15 protein-coding genes and 1 pseudogene are annotated in these 18,590 nt (G+C 61.6%); 13 read left to right on the forward strand and 3 right to left on the reverse strand.

The window, feature by feature from the left end:
• Nucleotides 1-38 precede the first annotated feature (38 nt).
• Nucleotides 39-2,785: pseudogene (gene polA, locus AB5975_10610) on the forward strand (DNA polymerase I).
• Nucleotides 2,786-3,119: 334 nt separating this feature from the next.
• Here polA and yihA read toward each other — a convergent pair.
• A complete protein-coding gene (gene yihA / locus AB5975_10615; protein XDR22218.1) occupies nt 3,120-3,752 on the reverse strand; it encodes a ribosome biogenesis GTP-binding protein YihA/YsxC in 633 nt (210 codons plus the stop codon).
• A 201-nt stretch (nt 3,753-3,953) separates the two neighbouring features.
• Between yihA and AB5975_10620 the strand changes: the two genes are divergently transcribed.
• The 7 genes from AB5975_10620 to AB5975_10650 all read left to right on the forward strand — a co-directional run bounded on the left by AB5975_10620 (nt 3,954) and on the right by AB5975_10650 (nt 11,076).
• Nucleotides 3,954-4,256, forward strand: a complete 303-nt coding sequence (locus tag AB5975_10620) for a cytochrome c5 family protein (protein ID XDR22219.1) — start codon at nt 3,954-3,956, stop codon at nt 4,254-4,256.
• Between the two features lie 31 nt (nt 4,257-4,287).
• On the forward strand, nt 4,288-4,905 hold the full coding sequence (locus tag AB5975_10625) for a cytochrome c (GenBank protein ID XDR22220.1): 618 nt from the start codon (nt 4,288-4,290) through the stop codon (nt 4,903-4,905).
• Between the two features lie 150 nt (nt 4,906-5,055).
• Nucleotides 5,056-5,688 (forward strand): thiol:disulfide interchange protein DsbA, encoded by a 633-nt coding sequence (dsbA, locus tag AB5975_10630; protein ID XDR22221.1) that lies wholly within the window; start codon nt 5,056-5,058, stop codon nt 5,686-5,688.
• A gap of 12 nt (nt 5,689-5,700) precedes the next feature.
• Nucleotides 5,701-6,555, forward strand: coding sequence for an endonuclease/exonuclease/phosphatase family protein (locus AB5975_10635; protein XDR22222.1), 855 nt, complete (start codon nt 5,701-5,703; stop codon nt 6,553-6,555).
• A gap of 27 nt (nt 6,556-6,582) precedes the next feature.
• On the forward strand, nt 6,583-8,523 hold the full coding sequence (locus AB5975_10640; GenBank protein ID XDR22223.1) for a GGDEF domain-containing protein: 1,941 nt from the start codon (nt 6,583-6,585) through the stop codon (nt 8,521-8,523).
• A 78-nt stretch (nt 8,524-8,601) separates the two neighbouring features.
• Complete coding sequence (locus AB5975_10645) at nt 8,602-9,390, forward strand: N-acetylmuramoyl-L-alanine amidase (protein XDR22224.1); 789 nt, start codon at nt 8,602-8,604, stop codon at nt 9,388-9,390.
• 87 nt (nt 9,391-9,477) lie between these two features.
• Nucleotides 9,478-11,076 (forward strand): EAL domain-containing protein, encoded by a 1,599-nt coding sequence (locus AB5975_10650; GenBank protein ID XDR22225.1) that lies wholly within the window; start codon nt 9,478-9,480, stop codon nt 11,074-11,076.
• A 14-nt stretch (nt 11,077-11,090) separates the two neighbouring features.
• Here AB5975_10650 and AB5975_10655 read toward each other — a convergent pair whose 3' ends face one another.
• Together AB5975_10655 and algB are read right to left on the reverse strand one after the other, a co-directional pair.
• The gene (locus AB5975_10655) at nt 11,091-12,857 is read right to left on the reverse strand and encodes a KinB sensor domain-containing domain (GenBank protein ID XDR22226.1); all 1,767 of its coding nucleotides are present in this window, start codon (nt 12,855-12,857) and stop codon (nt 11,091-11,093) included.
• 11 nt (nt 12,858-12,868) lie between these two features.
• Nucleotides 12,869-14,215, reverse strand: coding sequence for a sigma-54-dependent response regulator transcription factor AlgB (algB, locus tag AB5975_10660; GenBank protein ID XDR22227.1), 1,347 nt, complete (start codon nt 14,213-14,215; stop codon nt 12,869-12,871).
• 209 nt (nt 14,216-14,424) lie between these two features.
• Here algB and AB5975_10665 point away from each other — a divergent pair, with 209 nt between their 5' ends.
• The 5 genes from AB5975_10665 (at nt 14,425) to gltP (ending at nt 18,462) form a co-directional block, all read left to right on the forward strand.
• The gene (locus tag AB5975_10665) at nt 14,425-15,246 is read left to right on the forward strand and encodes a BON domain-containing protein (GenBank protein XDR22228.1); all 822 of its coding nucleotides are present in this window, start codon (nt 14,425-14,427) and stop codon (nt 15,244-15,246) included.
• 174 nt (nt 15,247-15,420) lie between these two features.
• Entirely contained in the window at nt 15,421-15,711 is a 291-nt protein-coding gene (locus tag AB5975_10670; GenBank protein XDR22229.1) for a hypothetical protein, read from the forward strand.
• Between the two features lie 43 nt (nt 15,712-15,754).
• Entirely contained in the window at nt 15,755-15,916 is a 162-nt protein-coding gene (locus tag AB5975_10675; GenBank protein ID XDR22230.1) for a DUF1328 domain-containing protein, read from the forward strand.
• 2 nt (nt 15,917-15,918) lie between these two features.
• Nucleotides 15,919-16,389, forward strand: coding sequence for an inhibitor of vertebrate lysozyme family protein (locus tag AB5975_10680; protein XDR22231.1), 471 nt, complete (start codon nt 15,919-15,921; stop codon nt 16,387-16,389).
• Between the two features lie 744 nt (nt 16,390-17,133).
• Nucleotides 17,134-18,462 (forward strand): glutamate/aspartate:proton symporter GltP, encoded by a 1,329-nt coding sequence (gltP, locus tag AB5975_10685; protein ID XDR22232.1) that lies wholly within the window; start codon nt 17,134-17,136, stop codon nt 18,460-18,462.
• Nucleotides 18,463-18,590 lie beyond the last annotated feature (128 nt).

Genomic DNA, 18,590 nt, shown 5'->3' on the forward strand with positions numbered 1-18,590 from the left:
TTCTAGCGCCGGACCCGTCGAAAAGGTTGATTCTGCTCATGAGCCAAGCGCCCCTCGTCCTGGTGGACGGTTCCTCCTACCTGTACCGCGCCTTTCACGCGCTGCCGCCGCTGACCACGTCCAAGGGCATGCCGACCGGTGCGGTGAAGGGTGTGCTGAACATGCTCAAGAGCCTGCGCAAGCAATACCCCGACAGCCTGTTCGCCGTGGTGTTCGACGCCAAGGGCGGCACTTTCCGCGATGCCATGTTCGCCGACTACAAGGCCAACCGCCCCAGCATGCCGGACGACCTGCGGGTGCAGGTCGAGCCGCTGCATGCCAGCGTGAAGGCGCTGGGCTATCCGTTACTGTGCGTCGAGGGTGTAGAGGCCGACGACGTCATCGGCACCCTGGCGCGCAGTGCTGCCGCGAAGGGTCGCCCGGTGATCATTTCGACCGGTGACAAGGACATGGCTCAGCTGGTGGACGGGCACATTACCTTGGTCAACACCATGACCGGAAGCGTGCTGGACGTGGCTGGCGTGCACGAGAAATTTGGCGTCGGCCCGGAACATATCATCGACTTCCTGGCCCTGATGGGTGACAAGGTCGACAACATTCCCGGCGTACCGGGCGTGGGCGAAAAAACCGCCGTGGGCCTGCTGACCGGTATCGGCGGCGGCCTCAGCGATTTGTACGCGAACCTGGACAAGGTACCGGCACTGGCCATTCGTGGCGCCAAGACCTTGCCGGCCAAGCTTGAAGAGCACCGGGACGCAGCGTTCCTGTCCTACGAGCTGGCCACCATCAAGGTCGATGTGCCGCTGGATGTCGAAGTGGATGCGCTGGTGTGCGGTGAGCCTGATCGCGAAGCGTTGCAGGCGCTGTACACCGAGATGGAGTTCAAGACCTGGGTTGCCGAAGTGCAGCGTGAGGCCGCAAGGGCGGGTAATGAGGTTGCGCCGGTCGAAGAGCCGGCGGCCAAGGTTGAGCCGACGTACGAAACCATTCTTGACCAGGCCCGTTTCGAGGCCTGGCTGGAAAAGCTGCGTCAGGCGCCGCTGTTCGCCTTCGATACCGAAACAACCGGCCTGGATGCCCAGAAGGCGCAGCTGGTTGGCCTGTCTTTCGCTGTTGCGCCCCATGAGGCGGCTTATGTGCCGCTGGCCCACGATTACGAAGGCGCGCCAGCCCAACTGGACCGCGACGCCGTGCTGCTGGCGCTGAAACCACTGCTGGAAGACCCGGCCAAGGCCAAGGTCGGGCAGAACGCGAAGTATGACATCAACATCCTCGCCAATGGCTCGCCCGCCATCGAGATGCGTGGCGTGGCCTACGACACCATGCTCGAGTCGTATGTGCTGAACTCCACCGCCACCCGTCATGACATGGACAGCCTGGCGCAGAAGTACCTCGACCACACCACCATCGCCTTCGAGGATATCGCCGGCAAGGGCGCCAGCAGCTCACTTTCAACCAGATCAACCTGGACAAGGCCGGCCCCTACGCGGCCGAAGACGCCGACATCACCCTGCGCCTGCACCAGGCGCTGCAGGCACGCCTGGCACAGACGCCAAGCGTGCAGCCGGTGCTGATGGACATCGAGATGCCGCTGGTGCCAGTGCTGGCCAAGATCGAGCGCCAGGGCGCGCTGGTCGATGCCGCGCTGTTGCACGTCCAAAGCGGCGAACTGGGCGTGAAGATGGGCGAACTGGAGCAACGTGCCTACGAGCTGGCCGGCGAGGAATTCAACCTCGGCTCGCCCAAGCAGTTGGGCGCGATCCTTTACGACAAGCTTGGCATGCCGGTGCTGAGCAAGACCGCCAAGGGCCAGCCCTCCACCGCCGAAGCGGTGCTCGATGAGCTGGCCTTGCTCGGTTACCCACTGCCTGAGGTACTGATGCAGTACCGCAGCCTGAGCAAGCTCAAAAGCACCTACACAGACAAGCTGCCGGGCCAGATCAACCCACGCACCGGGCGTATCCACACCTCCTACCAGCAGGCTGTGGCGGCCACTGGCCGGCTGTCGTCGAGCGACCCTAACCTGCAGAACATCCCGATCCGTACCGCCGAAGGCCGGCGCATCCGCCAGGCGTTCATCGCCAGCCCAGGATACAAACTGCTGGCGGCGGACTACTCGCAGATCGAGTTGCGCATCATGGCCCACCTGGCCAAGGACGAAGGCTTGCTGCACGCTTTCCGCAACGACCTCGACGTGCACCGCGCCACGGCGGCGGAAGTGTTCGGTGTGGCCTTGCAAGACGTCACCACCGACCAACGTCGCAAGGCCAAGGCCATCAACTTCGGCCTGATCTACGGCATGAGCGCCTTTGGTTTGGCCAAGCAGATCGGCGTCGACCGCAAGCAGTCGCAGGATTACATCGACCGCTACTTCGCCCGCTACCCAGGCGTGCTGGCCTACATGGAACGCACCCGCGCTCAGGCGGCCGAGCAAGGTTTTGTCGAAACCCTGTTCGGCCGTCGTCTGTACCTGCCGGACATCAACGCCAAGAACCCCGCCCTGCGCAAAGGCGCCGAGCGTACGGCGATCAACGCGCCGATGCAGGGCACCGCGGCCGACATCATCAAGCGGGCCATGGTCAATGTGGATAACTGGCTGAGCGAGAGCGGGCTGGATGCCCGAGTGATCCTGCAGGTACACGACGAACTGGTACTCGAGGTACGCGAGGACCTGGTTCAGCAGGTGAAAGATGAAATTCGCCAGCACATGAGCCAGGCAGCGCAGCTGGATGTACCGCTGCTGGTGGAGGCAGGAATTGGTGCGAATTGGGACGAAGCTCACTGATTGAGCAGGGAAAGCTGTGTAGGATCTGCGACGTAGCGACGCGGATCCTGGCACCGCTCAGTGCCATTGGTGCTGAAGTTTCATGAAACTATCGCAAATAGTTTTCAGGGCTTCGGAACTAAACCGGTGAAGCGGAACTCAGAGTAACTGAATGGCTGGTGAAGCCCTTCGATGCTCCTATGTTGTGTTAAGTGTTGGCAGATATCTGGACCCCGCCCTAGCGGTCCGGACTTAGACCCCGAACTTCCCCCTCCCCATACGAAGTCCGGGGTTTTTTTTGCCCGGAATTTGCCACCAAGGTGCCCCGCTCCCACAAGAGCGGGGCAGTGCAGCTTCAGGCGACTGGCTTGTCTTCCAGCTCCATCCAGCCCGCCAGCACCCGGTAGGCGTCTTCCACGCCCAGGCGCTTGGGTGCCGAGAACAGCTGGATGGTCACGCCATCGCCCCAGCCCTTGCGGATTTCCGACTGCACCTTGAGCAAGGTGTTCTTGCCCGCGCCGTGGGTCAGCTTGTCGGCCTTGGTCAGCAGGATGTGCATCGGCATGCCGCTGGCCTTGGCCCAGTCGAGCATCATCTTGTCGAAGTCGGTCATCGGGTGGCGCACGTCCATCATCAGGATCACGCCACGCAGGCACTCCCGGCTGCCCAGGTAGGCTTCCAGGTGTTTCTGCCAGTGCTGCTTGAGCGGAATCGGGACTTTTGCATAACCGTAGCCCGGCAGGTCGACCAAACGCCGTTCATCGTCCAGACTGAAGAAATTCAACAGCTGGGTGCGCCCTGGAGTTTTCGAGGTACGCGCCAGGCTGGCATGAGTCAGGGTGTTGAGGGCGCTGGATTTGCCGGCGTTTGAACGGCCGGCAAAAGCCACCTCGTAACCCTGGTCGTCCGGGCATTGTTCGACCTTGGCTGCGCTAAGGGCGAATGTGGCTTTCTGGCAGAGGCCGAGGATGGGGTTCTTGACTTGCATGGGATATCCGATGTGGGTGTTGCCTGACTCTGTAGGCCCGAGCCTGGCAAGCGGTGTCGTTTCCGTTTGGATGGCGGAAGTATATAATGCCCCAGTTTTTGTGTGCTCATTCTCCCAGCGAAGGAGAACGGGCATGGGGTGTCGAACAATAGCTCGCGCAACAGAACGCAGCGCGGCCCCCAACCCTGAAGGTCGTTCCGCATGGCGAAATGGCTGCTTGCTGTCGGTATGTTCCTGCCGGTTTTCAGCGCACAGGCTACACAGGATCCCGAGGTGTTGTACAACCGCACGTGTGCGGCCTGTCACACCGGGCAGTTGCCACAGGCACCCAGACAGGGTGACCGGGCGGCTTGGGAGCCAAGGCTGGCGCAAGGCATGGAGGTACTGGTGAAGCACGTGACCCAGGGTTTCAAGGCTATGCCGCCGCGTGGATTGTGCATGGACTGCAGTGCCGAGGACTACCGTTTGGTCATCCTTTGGATGAGCGGCAGTCCCGATACATAACATTTCACCCTTAGCCGTGTTGGATTAGCTGATGAACAAACTAGTCGTGAGTCTGCTGTTGACCCTGGGTGTCGCAGGTGCGGCCACTGCTGCGCAACCTATCAAAGGCGATGCCGCCGCTGGCCAGGCCAAGACTGCCGTCTGTGGCGCCTGCCACAACCCCGACGGCAACAGCCTGGCACCGAATTTCCCGAAACTGGCCGGCCAAGGCCAGCGCTACCTCGAAAAACAACTGCACGATATCAAGTCGGGCAAGCGTACCGTGTTGGAGATGACCGGCATGCTGACCGCCTTCAGCGACCAGGACCTGGCCGACATCGCCGCCTACTTCTCCAGCCAGAAAGGTAGCGTGGGCGCTGCCGACCCCAAGCTGGTCGAGCGCGGCCGTTCGCTGTTCAATGGCGGCGACCTGGAGAAAGGCATGCCTGCCTGCACCGGCTGCCACTCGCCCAACGGCGCAGGCATCGCTTTGGCCGGCTTCCCGCACCTGGGCGGCCAGCACTCTCAGTACGTGACCAAGCAGCTCACGGACTTCCGCGAAGGCAACCGCACCAACGATGGCGATGCCATGACCATGCGCACCATTGCCGGCAAGCTGAGCAACCACGACATCGAGGCGTTGGCCAGCTATATCCAGGGCCTGCATTAACTTTCAGTTAATGTTGTAGGCCAATGATGAAAGGGCGGCCGGGCCGCCCTTTTTTCAGTCCGCAGCCGTTACACTACAGAACTCGGCCCTTCCCGGCCTGTCTCAGTGCAGGTCGCGTCGTGGCGACCCATGACTGCTCAGGAGTAAAGCATGCGTAAACTGATTCTCAGCGCTGCGCTGGTCGCCGCCAGCGTATTCGGTATGACTGCCGTCCAGGCCGCGGAGCCTGTTGCCGGCAAGGAATACATCGAGCTGAGCAACCCTGTTCAGGTTTCCGTGCCTGGCAAGATCGAAGTGGTCGAGTTGTTCTGGTACGGCTGCCCTCACTGCTACCACTTCGAGCCGGTCATCAACCCGTGGGTCGACAAGCTGCCCAAGGACGTCAACTTCAAACGCGTACCGGCCATGTTCGGTGGCCCTTGGGATGCACACGGCCAGATGTTCCTGACCCTCGAAGCCATGGGCGTCGAGCACAAGGTGCACGCGGCGGTGTTCGATGCCATCCAGAACCAGCGCAAGCATTTGACCAAACCAGAAGAGATGGCCGACTTCCTCGCCACTCAGGGCGTGGACAAGGACAAGTTCCTCGCCACCTTCAATTCGTTCGCCATCAAGGGCCAGGTCAACCAGGCCAAGGAACTGGCGAAGAAGTATGAAATCACCGGCGTACCGAGCATGGTGGTCAACGGCAAGTATCGCTTCGACCTGGGTACTGCCGGCGGGCCGGAAGGTGTGCTGAACGTCGCCGACCAGCTGATCGAGAAGGAGCGCGCCGCTAAGTAAGCGGCGTAACCCATGCCCCGCCTCAGAGCTACGCGTGGCATTGGCCTGCACCAGCCGCAGGTCAACGAGCACCACCTGCAGGCCCCAGGCCTGCCCGAGGATGGTCGGCTGCGGCTGCTCAGTTTCAACATCCAGGTGGGCATCAGCACCGAGCGCTACCGGCATTACCTGACCCGTAGCTGGCAGCACTTGCTGCCGCACAACGGGCGGGCCGGCAACCTGCAGAAGATCGGCAAGCTGCTGGGTGACTTCGACCTGGTGGCCCTGCAGGAAGCCGACGGCGGTAGCCTGCGCTCGGGCTACGTCAACCAGGTGGAACACTTGGCCCATCTGGGTGCCTTCCCCTATTGGTACCAGCAGCTCAACCGTAACCTCGGGCGTTTTGCCCAGCACAGCAACGGCGTGCTCAGCCGCCTGAAACCGCAACTGCTCGAAGACCACCCGTTGCCAGGGCCGGCCGGGCGTGGTGCGATCCTGGTGCGTTTTGGCGAGGGCAAAGATGCGCTGATCGTGGTGATGATGCACCTGGCATTGGGGGCCAAGACCCGCGCCCTGCAGCTGGGCTACATTCGCGAGCTGATTGGCGGTTACCGTCACCAGGTACTGATGGGCGACATGAACACCCATGCCACCGACCTGCTGGAGCATTCGCCGTTGCGCGACCTTGGCCTGGTTGCCCCGCAAGTCGAAGCCACTTTCCCCAGCTGGCGACCGCAACGTTGCCTGGACCATATCCTGCTCAGCCCAAGCCTCACTTTGGAGCGGGTCGAGGTGCTGGCGCAGCCAATTTCCGACCACCTTCCCGTTGCTGTCGAGATTCGATTGCCTGATGCATTGACTGTGGATACGCTGCCGGTTTTGAGCTAATTGCCATCACCGTTTGCGGACCTGGGCATGACTGAAGACGCAGAGCGCTGGAAAGAAAAATACCTGAAAAGCATCGAGCAGCAAGAAAGGCTCGAACGCCGTTGGGATGCCCGTCTTGACTTGCTGCGTCGCGGCCTGGTGCGTAGCACCCTGGCTGCCGAAGGCAGTGACAAGATCGTCGATGAGTGCATGAAGGAAATGCGCGATGTCATCCGCAGCGACAATATGGACGCCGGCCTTGCCGGGTTGATTCCGCGCCTTGAAAAAGCGGTGTTGGACTCCGAACAGCGTCGCGAAACCCGCATGAACCAAGTCAGCGATGCGCTGACCGCACTGGTTGGCCAACTGCAAGGCTTACCGCTGCCCAGCGATATCTCGCGGCCATTGAAAAAACTGGCGAAGAAGCTCGACGGCGGGGTTGCCCAGTCACGCGAGCTGCCGCCGCTGCTGGGCGAGTTGAGCGGCCTGCAGGGGCGCGCGCTGTCGGCCTTGGGCAAACCCGGCGAAGACGCCCGGCCAGGTTTTCTGCAGCGTTTGTTCGGCAGCCGCGAAGAAGACGCACAGGCGGAGGCAGCGCTTGCGCCGGTGGCGCAGCCAGCGGCCGAGGCCCAGCCCCAGGCAGCGGGGAGCATCGCACTCTTGCCGCCCGATGACGTCGACGCGCTACAACCGTTGCCGGGCCCTGCTGCCTCCTGCGCCGAAGTGACTGACGCGCCCGAGGCTGAGCTGGAGGTTTCTGGCCCGGCGCTGATCGAGTCGGTCGAAACGCAGCCCGCCTCGTTGCCGCAAATGCCACAGGATGAAGCACCAGTGGCAGAAGCTGCCGCCAGCGAGCCGCTGGCTGAGGCAGAGCCACTACAGGCTCTGGAAGAAACCTTCGGTGAAGACGGCCCCTATGCCCTGCCCTATGCGGTGGAGCCGCCTTACAGCCAGGTTGCCGCGCACATCGAGCAAACCCTGATCGGCCTGCTCGATGACCTCAGCCTGCCCGAGCGGCACAAGGCCCAGGCGTTGGAAATGCGCGAGCGGGTCGCCCGCGGCTTGAACTGGTATGAGCTGATCCCGGTACTGGATGATCTGGCGGTGCTCATGCTGGCGATTACCGACAGCGGCCAGCACGAATTTGAAACCTACCTGCAGCAGCTCAACGAACGCCTGGAAGGTTTCCAGAGCCACTTGCATGAGGCCAGCGCCGGCCATGCCGACAACAGCAGTGCGGCCCGCGAGCTGGATAGCCAACTGCGCGAGCACGTCGATGGCCTGCAGAGCAGCGTGCAAGGCGCCGCCGACGTAGACAGCCTCAAGCACATCCTGGAAAACCGCCTGGAAGGCTTGCTGGTGACCATGGACGAGCACAAGCATGAGCGTGATCGCCGTGAGCAAGAGCTGGCTGGCCGTCTGAAAGGCCTGTCGGAGCGGGTGGCGAACATGGAGCACGAGGCGCTTGGCTATCGCGAGCATCTGGAGGAGCAGCGCCAGAAAGCCCTGCTCGACCCGCTCACTGGCCTGCCCAACCGTGCCGCCTGGAGCGAGCGAGTCGAACGCGAAATGCTCGACTGGCAAGAAAACGGTGGCCATCTGGCGATGGCAATTCTCGATCTTGACCATTTCAAACGCATCAATGACAGCTATGGGCACCTGGCTGGAGACAAGGTCCTCAAGATCGTTGCCGACCAGTTGCGCAAGCGCCTGCGTGTTCGTGATTTCATCGCCCGTTTTGGCGGCGAAGAGTTCGTCTTGCTGCTACCGCAGACCCCGCCGGCGGCCGCCGCACAGGTGGCCGAGCTGCTGCGTGCCACCGTCGAGGCCTGCCCATTTCACTTCAAGGGTGAACGGGTGGTGATCACTACCTCCATCGGTCTGGGCGCATTCCGTCCTGGGGAGCGCAGCGACCAAGTGCTCAAGCGCGCCGATGCCGCGTTGTACCGGGCCAAGGAGCATGGGCGCAATCGCGTCGAACAAGGTTAGCCAGTCACGTCGATCCACGGCAGGCGCAGCTGTGGGGAGCACGTTATACTGTAGCGCTCATACGCTGAGGCCACTGACGTGCTTTCCACGCTTAAAAAAACCCTGATTTCCTTTTTGTTGTTGTCTGTCGCCGGTTGCTCGACGGGCCTGCGCATCGACCGCAGCCACCCTTCAGCCAATCAGGACAACCGCATCCAGTTCGTTGTCCTGCACTACACCAATGCTTCGCTGGAGCGTTCTCTGGCGTTGCTTACCCACGGTGAGGTCAGCAGCCATTACTTGATCGGCGATGGCCCGGCGACGGTGTATCAACTGGTGGATGAAAACCGTCGTGCCTGGCATGCCGGTGATAGCCAGTGGCAGGGGCGCACCTGGCTGAATTCCTCGTCCATCGGTATCGAGATCGTCAACCCGGGCTTCACCGACACCCCGAACGGCCGTGTCTGGCACCCTTACAGCGAGGCGCAGGTCCAGTCGTTGATCGCGCTGCTCAAGGACATCGTCAAACGCAATAACATCGAACCCCGCCATATCATCGGCCACAGCGACATCGCCCCGCTGCGCAAGCTGGACCCAGGGCCATTGTTCCCGTGGAAGCGCCTGGCCGACGCCGGGCTGGGTATCTGGCCGGATGCCAACGCGGTTGCACGGCAGCAGGCCTACTTCAGTGTCAACCCGCCAAGCGTTGGCTGGTACCAGCAGGAACTGGCACGTTTTGGCTATCAAGTCGAACAGACCGGCGTGCTGGATGTCGCTACACGCCATGTGATCGCTGCCTTCCAGATGCGCTTCCGCCCGCAGCGCTTCGACGGCATGCCGGATGCGCAGACAGCCGCGATGCTGCAGGTGCTCAACCGGATGCGCTAAGCCTGTGTAGCCCGCAGCGAAGCGCCAAACGGTGCGGGTGATTCTCGATTCAGTTGCTATACCTTAGTTATCAACTGGATGCCTTTGATGTCAGCACTCATCGCCTTGCTGCGCCAAATTTTTTACCGCCCCTGGATGCTGGCCACCTTGGCAGCGTTGGCCAGCGCTGCGTTATTGCTCTCTGCCAGCATCGGCATTGCCCTGCAACAAATGAAGCAAAGCGAAAGCGAACAGATGAACGCCCAGGGCGAGCGTTTTCTGGATCGCCTCGAACAGGTGTTCGGCCAGTTGCGCGAAGGGGTCGACCTGCTGCAGGCCCAGCCATTGCGCGGCTGCAGCCCGGCGATGCTGGCAGCCTTGCAGCAGGTTGGCCTGAGCTCGCGGTTCATCTATGAAGCGGCCTATGTGGATGGCGACGTTGCCTGCTCCAACCGCGGTGACGAGCGCGCGTTCGTTCCCTTGCGGGCGCCGGATATCCAGGGCCCGACGTACAGCTACTGGCTTAACACCACCACCGAGCCGAACGAGAACCTGGCAGCACTGATGCTGGGCCGTGGCAAGTTTCTGGTTTCCACCTCGCGTGGTCACTTGACCGATGTGGTCGACCTGCCCCCAGGCGGCAGCCTGGTGGTGGTGCTGGACAATGGCGCGCGGGCCATCCCCGTGCTCGGCCCGCCACAGGTATGGCCACCACCCTCGGCCTGGTCAACCAGCCACAAATCGCTGTTGGAGCTCAGTGATCGGCTGATCTACCGAATGCCGACCAAGTCACCGGATTATCAGCTTGTACTGATCGCGCCGCGGGCCAGCCTGCCGCTGAGGATGAACGGCATGCTCTGGTTGCTGTTCCCCGGCAGCGTGCTGGCGGCCTGCTGCATCGGTTGGCTGGTATTGCAGTTGATCCTGCAACGGCGGTCGATGAGTTCGGAGTTGCAGAATGCCTTGCGCCGTGGAGAGTTGCAGGTGCTGTACCAGCCAATCATCGAGCTCGACAGCCGGCGTTGCGTTGGGGCCGAAGCCTTGGTGCGCTGGCGCCGTCCGGACGGCACGCTGACCAGCCCGGACCTGTTCATTCCGTTGGCGGAGAATACCGGGCAGATTCGCCAGATCACCGACTTTGTCCTGCAACGTGTACTTGAACAATTAGGGCAGTTGCTGCGCTCGCACCCCAAGCTGTACATATCGGTAAACCTGGCGGCCTGCGATGTGATGGTGCCTCGTATCGGCCGGGTGGCGGCGCGCTTGCTGGCGTTGCATCGCGTGGCACCCAGCCAGATCGCCTTCGAGGTAACCGAGCGCGGCCTGATCGACGTGGTGGTGGCCCGCGACAACCTGCAGGCGCTGCGCGCCGTGGGGCATCAAGTGCTGATCGACGATTTTGGTACCGGCTATTGCAGCCTTGCCTACTTGCAGACCCTGCCAGTGGACTGCCTGAAAATCGACAAGGCGTTTATTGATGCCCTGGGCCATGATGCCGCCAGTAGCGGCGTGGCTCCGCATATCATCCGCATGGCCCATGACCTGCACCTACGGGTGATTGCCGAAGGTATCGAGTTCGAGGACCAGGCGGTGCTACTGAACAGTGAGGGAGTCAATTACGGCCAAGGCTGGCTGTTTGCCCGGCCACTGAACGCCCGTCAATTTGCCGAGCTGGTGACCCGCGGGCACCTGCCACGTCGGGTTTAGGCGCATTACAGCATTCATACCGGCAATGCCATGTAGAACTGGGTCCCTTGCCCTGGCCGTGAAAATACGCCCATGCGCCCGCCGTGCAGTTGCACGATCTCTTTGCACAACGCCAGCCCCAGCCCTGCGCCACCTTTCTTGCGGCCTACCTGCACGAAAGGCTCGAAGATGCGCCCTTGCTGCCCATAGGCAATGCCCTCACCGTTGTCCTCGATGCTGATGATCACCCGCTCCGCATGTCGCCTGGCATGCAGGCGGATGCGCCCGCCGTTGGCGGTATGGCGGATGGCATTGTGCAGCAGGTTGTCCAGCACCCGGTCCAGCTGGGCGACGTCGGCCTGAATGCGCGGTAGTGGCGCTTCCAGCTCCTTGAGCAACTCGATCTGCTTTTGCTGCGCCTGCTCGGCAAAGCGCAGCTGCGCACGCTCCAGCAGTTCGTCGAGGGCGCAGGGGGCCAGCTCGAGCTTTTGCAGCCCGCTCTGGTATCGGGAGAAGTTGAGCAGGTCGTTGATCAACTGGGTCAGGCGCTGCATTTCTTCGCCGATGGTTTCCAGCAGGTCGTTCTCGCGTGCATCGGGCGGGAACTTGACCCGCTCGCGCAGCAGGCCGAAGGCCATGTGCATGCCGGTCACTGGGGTACGCAGTTCGTGGGAGGCGCGCAGCACGAACTCGCTGCGCACGCGCTCGAAGGCTCGTTGCTCGGTCACATCGTGCAGCACCATCACCGCGCCGAGGATGGGCCCCTGCGGGTGACTGACGGGGGTCAAGCTGTAGGTGAGCAGGCGTGTTTCTTCATCGACTTCGATGTTCAGGTCGTCCGGTTGACGGTCTAGGCTACCTCCGCGCAGTACCTGGCGCAGCTGTTGCTCAAGCTCTGGTCGCTGCAGGGCGTTGGCCAGGCCGCTGCCCACGCGGCTGTCGCTCCAGCCGAGCTGGCGTTGCGCCACGGGGTTGAGGTGCTCAAGGCGACCCTGGCGGTCGATGATCAGCAGGCCATCGTCGATGCTGTCGAGCACAGCCTGCAAGCGCTGCTGACCGGCCAGCAGCTCGTCAACGTTGGTGGCCTGGTGTTTGCGCAAGGCATCGGCCATCAGGCCAAAGCGGCGAGTCAGCTGGTTCAGCTCGGTCGCCTGGGTGACCGGCAAGGTGACGTCGAAATTGCCTTTGCCCAGTTGGTCGGCCGCTTTGGCCAAGGCTTCGATAGGCTGGCCAAAACGCCGGGCGATGTTGTGTGCGGTGATGAAGCCGAGCACCAGTACCACCAGACCCATCAGGCCGAGTACACCACTGACCAGCAGGGCGCGGTCACGGGTGTGCTCCTCGCTGCGGGTGATCAGGTCCAAGGCCTGCTTGTGGGCATCGATCAGGTCGGTTCGCACCTGGTTGAACGCGGCGCCCAGCGGTTGATCGACTCCCATGCTGCGGGCGGGTGCGGCGCTATCGCGATAGGCCTGGAGAAAAGCTTGGTAATTGCTGCTGGCCTTGCTGAAACCGGTGCGCTCACCGCCTTGTTCCAGCCCTTGGTTGAGCAGGGCCTGGAAGTTTTCCTGCAGCAGCCGCAGGTTATCCGGGGCGGTTTCTTCATCAAGAATGAGGGTCAGCTGTTCGCCCAGGTTCTGGCGCAATTTCAGCCCCACTTCCAGGGCATGGGTGGTTTCGCGCACCAACTGCTGTTGCACGGCGGCCATCTGCAGCACGCTGACCAGGCCCAGCAGCAGGCCCAGCAACGCCACGGTCACCAGCGCCGAGATGCTGAGGAAAAGCCGCGTGCGCAGCTTCATGGGCGGCCACTTCACAGGTTGTACTGCTTGCGCTTGCGGTACAGGGTGGAGGCATCGATGCCCAAGGTCTTGGCCGCTTGGTCGAGGGTATCGCTGGCGGCCAGCACGGCACCGATATGCGCGCGCTCCAGCTCATCCAGGCTAAGCGCGGCACCCACGCGTGGCGCATTGCCGGTGGGTTGCTCACCCATGCCCAGGTGGCTGATTTCCACACGCTCCTGTGGGCAGATGATGCTGGCCCGTTCCACGACGTTGCGCAGTTCGCGAATGTTGCCGGGCCAGCGATAGTTGAGCAGCGCAGCGCGCGCCTCGTCACTGAAACCGCGGGCGGGGCGAGAGTATTCCTTGACGAAGCGGGCGAGAAAGCGGTCGGCCAGGGTGAGGATGTCTTCACTGCGTTCGCGCAGCGGCGGCAGGTGCAGGGTGATGACGTTCAGGCGATACAGCAGGTCTTCGCGGAAGCGGCTTTCGCGCACCATCTCTTCGAGGTTGAGGTTGGTGGCGGCCAAAATGCGCACATCGGCACGTCGGGTAACCGGGTCGCCGACGCGTTCGTATTCCTTGTCCTGGATGAAGCGCAGCAGTTTGGGCTGCAAGGTCAACGGGAAATCGCCGATTTCGTCGAGGAACAGCGTGCCGCCGTCCGCTTGGCTGACCCGCCCAAGGGTGCTTTCGCTGGCTCCGGTGAAGGCGCCACGGGTATGGCCGAACAGCTCGCTTTCCATCAGCTCGGCGTTGAGCGACGGGCAGTTGATGGTCACGCAGGCTTTGCGCGCGCGCTTGCTCCAGCCATGGATGGCCCGTGCCAGCTCGCCCTTGCCGGTACCGGACTCGCCAAGGATGAGGATGTTGGCGTCGGTGGTGGCGACCTGGCGGGCGGTTTCCAGCACCGCCATCATGGCCGGGCTGTGAGAGTCGAGGCCGTCCTTGGGTTTGCGAATTTCACCTTCCAACGCCTCCAGGCGGGCAGAAAGCTGGCGCACTTCCAGTTGCTTGGCGGTGGCCAGGCGCAACTGGTCGGGGCTGCACGGCTTGACCAGGTAGTCGGCCGCGCCGGCCTGGATGGCGTCTACCGCTGTATCGATCGCCGAGTGTGCGGTAACGATCACCACTCGCATCCACGGGGCCTGGATACGCATCTGCGCCAGCACGTCCAGGCCATTGTCTTCACCCAGGCGCAAATCGAGGAAGCACAGGTCGAACACCTGGCGCTGCAGCAGGCTTTCGGCCTGGGCCGCGCTGTTGGCCGTGGCCACGCTGTAGCCCTCGTCCTCCAGGCAGTAGCGGAAGGTGCGCAGGATCGCGGACTCGTCATCCACCAGCAGAATGCGGCCTTGGTTGTCCTGGGCTGATTCCATTTCCTGCGCTCCTTTGGGATAGATCGTTATTTAGTGTGGGAAAAATCGGGCAAGTTGCATGGTCAATTCTGAAGGATTCTGTCCTTTGCATGCTAGCCAATGGCCAAAGGATGCCTGCAACCCGTGATTTTCCAATGCTTTGCTTAGAGGCACGCGCTGGCACATTGGTTGCGAAGTTTTTTAGATTTTGCCAAGAAGGAGGCACTGCCATGCCCTTTTCCCTGCGTACAGCCGTGTTGGCAGCCACCCTGCTGCCAGCCTTTACCCCTGCATTCGCCGACCCTGTGCAGGACGCGCGCCTGGAAGGCGCCCTGCAAACCGCCCTGTCACTCAATCGCATGCTCGACCCGTTCCGTATCACGGTTGAAGTGGACGGCAAGCAGGCGCGTCTTTCCGGTGAAGTGGAGAACGAGGTCGAGCGGCAGCTGGCCGAGGATGTGGCACGGGCCACTCGGGGTATTGAACAGGTGGAGAACCAGCTGCGAGTCAATCCCCAACTGGTAGAGCGCCCGCTTGAATTGCGTGCCTACGCCCAGCGCCTGGAGGACGCCACCCTGGCTGCGGTGATACGTGCCCGTCTGCTGTGGAGCCGCACCACTGAGAAGGCGCCTATAGAAGTACAAAGCAGTGAAGGCGTGGTGACCTTGCGCGGCAAGGTCGACAGTGCCGAAGCCAAGGAGTTGGCGGGCGTGGTGGCGCGTACCACCGACGGCGTGCACCTGGTCAACAACCTGGTCAGCCTGGATACCGCCGCCATGGCCAAGGCCCGGGAAACACCGGTGGGGGCGCCAACTGGGCCGCAGCCGAGTGACAGCTGGATCATCGACAAGATCCAGAACAGCTATCGCTTCAGTCGCAACCTCGACGGCCTGAACCTGAAAGTGGCTAGCGAGGCAGGCATGGTAAGGCTGTCGGGCGAGGTGGTCAGCGCCGAGCAAAAAACCATCGCTGTGGAGATCGCCCGGCAGATCATCGGTGTGCGTGGGGTGGATGCTGACCTGCTCAAGGTGGCGATCAAGGTCGAAGGCTGATCGTGCAATTCGCACGACTGCACGGGCGGCATCGTGCAGGATACGTCCTTACTGCTTGCCTTGTTGTTATCTAACTAGTTGATTTAAAAGGATTTAATTTAATTTCGAAGGCTGGCATGCAGGCTGCAATTACCTGTTCAGGTTTGAACAAAAATTACAGCAGGAGGAGCCGGCATGAACCGCCAATCCGTCAACCGCTCGCAGATCGCCGCACTGCCCTTGCGCCAGATGCTGACACTCGGCATGGCGTTGCTGCTGACCTTGGCCGCCGGCCTCTTCTATTACAGCTGGCAAACGGCGCGTCTGGCCGAGCAAGTGGCGGCGCAGACTGCCCTGTTGACGCAGATCCAGGCAACCCGTGCCAACACCTTGGTCAAGGCGGCTGAGCCGCTGCCTACCGGCCAGGCCACTGCCTCACCGGCCACCCTGGAAACTGTCGTGCCTCAGGACCGCTGGGTCTTCTGACCTGCCGGCCGGATCTATTCCGCAAAAAGAAAGGAGAACCACCATGCTGAGCTGGGCTATCACTTTCCTCATCATTGCCATTGTCGCCGCTGTACTGGGCTTCGGTGGTATCGCGGGCGCTGCGACGGGTATCGCCAAGATCCTGTTCATCGTCTTCCTGGTGTTGTTCGTAGCCTCCTTCTTCTTTGGACGTGGACGAGGTTGAAGATGAGCAGGAAGCTTTGTTCAGCCCTGGCTGCCGCCCTGTTGCTGGGTGGCAGTACGGCGGCGATGGCGGCCAATGACGGCCAGGTCCGGGTCGATCAGTTGCTCGGCTCGGACCCGGAGTACCGGGAAACCTGGCAGGACACTCTCAAAGGCGAGGAACGCCTGCCCGATTGGGTGGTCAATCTGACCGGCAGTGCTCAGCAGCAGATGTCTGCCGTTACCGAAGACGGCGACAAGTACTTGGTCGGGCCGCTGTGCGAGGCCAAGGATAATTGCACTTACAAACGCCTGATCGTGGCGTTCAGCTGGGACAAGGATGACGCCTACGGGATGCTCGTGGAGGTGCCCGAAGGCTTGCCGAGCGACAAGTCGCCCACCCGTCATGCGCAGTATCGTTGGTTAGGCGAACCGGACGATGGCATGAAGGCGATGCTGCAGGAGCAGCTCAAGCGTGACCCGAACTGGTACTGAGCATTTATTGCCGGTACGGATGAACGGTCACCACTGTCACGTAATAGAAGCTGAACCTTTCTATAGTTCAGCCTTCTATGATGCGCCGCCCCGAGGAGGGGCAGCACATGACCAAGGGGCCGGGCTGTTCTGATTGTTGCAGGATCGGAGTGGCCTAGGGGTACAGGGAGTGCCTCCAGTAATGGGCCGGGTCAGGAAAGGCGGAATCGGAAGTATCAGGCCGGCGGTATCACAGGGATACCTTGTCAGGCCTGACTTCCGAGGAGCCCTGTATGAAGCGTCGCTTCTCTTGCGCGTTTTTTCTCCCGAGACACATTTTGTCTCGACCGTACATCAAATTTTTTTCGACCTTCTTGTTGCTGGTACAAGCGGCATTTACGCCATTCGGATTGTCGAACAAGCCATCTTCCTTGCCCTTTATGTACCGTCAAATCTGCCGAAATATGGCGGTTTGGTCTTGTTCGGGATTCCGAACGTTATAAATCAATCACTTGCGAAGCTGCCGAATGGGTCGAAAACCGTATGCCAAAACGGCATGGGGTATGCGTTTCCGGCATTAGCTTTCGCCCCTTCCCGTCGCAATAGTTGCCGCCTTTTTCGCTGGCCAGAGCGCCCTGTCGCTCGCCTGCGGTGTCCTTACATGACGTCGCCGGACGGAAGCTTGCACGGCTCGTGACTTTGCCAATGGCTCTGTTACACGTGTTTCCGCCAGGTGCCATGACCACTAGAACAAAGGGTAAAGACATGAAGAAGGCAAAACTGAGCCTCGCCTGGCAGATCGTCATCGGTCTGGTCCTGGGTGTTGCAATCGGCGCGCTACTGAACCACTTCAGTGCAGAAAAGGCCTGGTGGATCAGCAACGTCCTCCAGCCCGCTGGTGACATCTTCATTCGCCTGATCAAGATGATCGTCGTCCCGATCGTGATCTCGTCGCTGATCGTGGGCATCGCCGGGGTTGGCGACGCGAAGAAACTGGGCAGCATTGGCCTGAAGACCATCATCTACTTCGAAGTAGTGACCACCATTGCCATCGTCGTGGGCCTGGTGCTGGCCAACCTGTTCCACCCGGGCGCCGGCATCGACATGAGCACCCTGGGTACCGTGGACATCTCCAAGTACCAGGCCACTGCGGCCGAGGTGCAGCATGAGCACGCGTTCATCGAAACCCTGCTGAACCTGATCCCGTCGAACATCTTCGCAGCGCTCATGCGTGGCGAAATGCTGCCGATCATCTTCTTCTCGGTCATGTTCGGCCTGGGCCTGTCGAGCCTCCAGGCAGAACTGCGCGACCCACTGGTGCGTACCTTCCAGGCTGTTTCGGAAACCATGTTCAAGGTCACCCACATGATCATGAACTACGCCCCTATCGGCGTGTTCGCCCTGATCGCCGTGACCGTGGCCAACTTCGGCTTCAGTTCGTTGCTGCCGCTGGCCAAGCTGGTGCTGCTGGTGTACTTCGCCATCGCCTTCTTCGCCTTCATGGTGCTGGGCCTGGTTGCCCGCGTGTTCGGCTTCTCGGTAATCAAGATCATGCGCATCATGAAAGATGAGCTGATTCTGGCTTACTCCACTTCCAGCTCGGAAACCGTGCTGCCGCGCGTGATCGAGAAAATGGAGAAGTACGGCGCGCCGAAGTCGATCTGCTCGTTCGTGGTGCCGACCGGCTACTCCTTCAACCTTGACGGTTCGACCCTGTACCAGAGCATCGCGGCCATCTTCATTGCCCAGCTGTACGGCATCGACCTGTCGTGGAGCCAGCAGCTGCTGCTGGTGCTGACACTGATGGTCACCTCCAAAGGTATCGCTGGTGTGCCGGGTGTGTCGTTCGTCGTGCTGCTGGCCACCCTGGGCAGCGTGGGCATCCCGCTGGAAGGCCTGGCCTTCATCGCCGGTGTCGACCGCATCATGGACATGGCCCGCACCGCGCTGAACGTTGTCGGCAACGCCCTGGCTGCACTGGTCATCGCTCGTTGGGAAGGCATGTACGACGCCGCCAAGGGCGAGAAGTACTACGCTTCGCTGATGGCCGACAAGCAGGAAGCTGCGGTGGTTGGCGAAACCGCCAAGCGCTGAGCCTGATGGCTGTTTGACCCAAAGCCCCGACTTGTCGGGGCTTTTTGTTTTCCGGGTCATTCGCGGACCATTGTAGGCGCGCGATCGCCAGCCCCAGGCTTCGATACGCTATCATTCGGGCATTTTTC

The sequence above is a fragment of the Pseudomonas putida genome, assembly GCA_041071465.1.
GTDB lineage: Bacteria > Pseudomonadota > Gammaproteobacteria > Pseudomonadales > Pseudomonadaceae > Aquipseudomonas > Aquipseudomonas putida_P.

Bases quoted from the DNA above. Each gene is read 5' to 3' on its own strand.
- yihA (XDR22218.1), bottom strand. From the start codon at position 3,752: ATGCAAGTCAAGAACCCCATCCTCGGCCTCTGCCAGAAAGCCACATTC.
- AB5975_10620 (XDR22219.1), top strand. From the start codon at position 3,954: ATGGCGAAATGGCTGCTTGCTGTCGGTATGTTCCTGCCGGTTTTCAGC.
- AB5975_10625 (XDR22220.1), top strand. From the start codon at position 4,288: ATGAACAAACTAGTCGTGAGTCTGCTGTTGACCCTGGGTGTCGCAGGT.
- dsbA (XDR22221.1), top strand. From the start codon at position 5,056: ATGCGTAAACTGATTCTCAGCGCTGCGCTGGTCGCCGCCAGCGTATTC.
- AB5975_10635 (XDR22222.1), top strand. From the start codon at position 5,701: ATGCCCCGCCTCAGAGCTACGCGTGGCATTGGCCTGCACCAGCCGCAG.
- AB5975_10640 (XDR22223.1), top strand. From the start codon at position 6,583: ATGACTGAAGACGCAGAGCGCTGGAAAGAAAAATACCTGAAAAGCATC.
- AB5975_10650 (XDR22225.1), top strand. From the start codon at position 9,478: ATGTCAGCACTCATCGCCTTGCTGCGCCAAATTTTTTACCGCCCCTGG.
- AB5975_10655 (XDR22226.1), bottom strand. From the start codon at position 12,857: ATGAAGCTGCGCACGCGGCTTTTCCTCAGCATCTCGGCGCTGGTGACC.
- algB (XDR22227.1), bottom strand. From the start codon at position 14,215: ATGGAATCAGCCCAGGACAACCAAGGCCGCATTCTGCTGGTGGATGAC.
- AB5975_10665 (XDR22228.1), top strand. From the start codon at position 14,425: ATGCCCTTTTCCCTGCGTACAGCCGTGTTGGCAGCCACCCTGCTGCCA.
- AB5975_10670 (XDR22229.1), top strand. From the start codon at position 15,421: ATGAACCGCCAATCCGTCAACCGCTCGCAGATCGCCGCACTGCCCTTG.
- AB5975_10675 (XDR22230.1), top strand. From the start codon at position 15,755: ATGCTGAGCTGGGCTATCACTTTCCTCATCATTGCCATTGTCGCCGCT.
- AB5975_10680 (XDR22231.1), top strand. From the start codon at position 15,919: ATGAGCAGGAAGCTTTGTTCAGCCCTGGCTGCCGCCCTGTTGCTGGGT.
- gltP (XDR22232.1), top strand. From the start codon at position 17,134: ATGAAGAAGGCAAAACTGAGCCTCGCCTGGCAGATCGTCATCGGTCTG.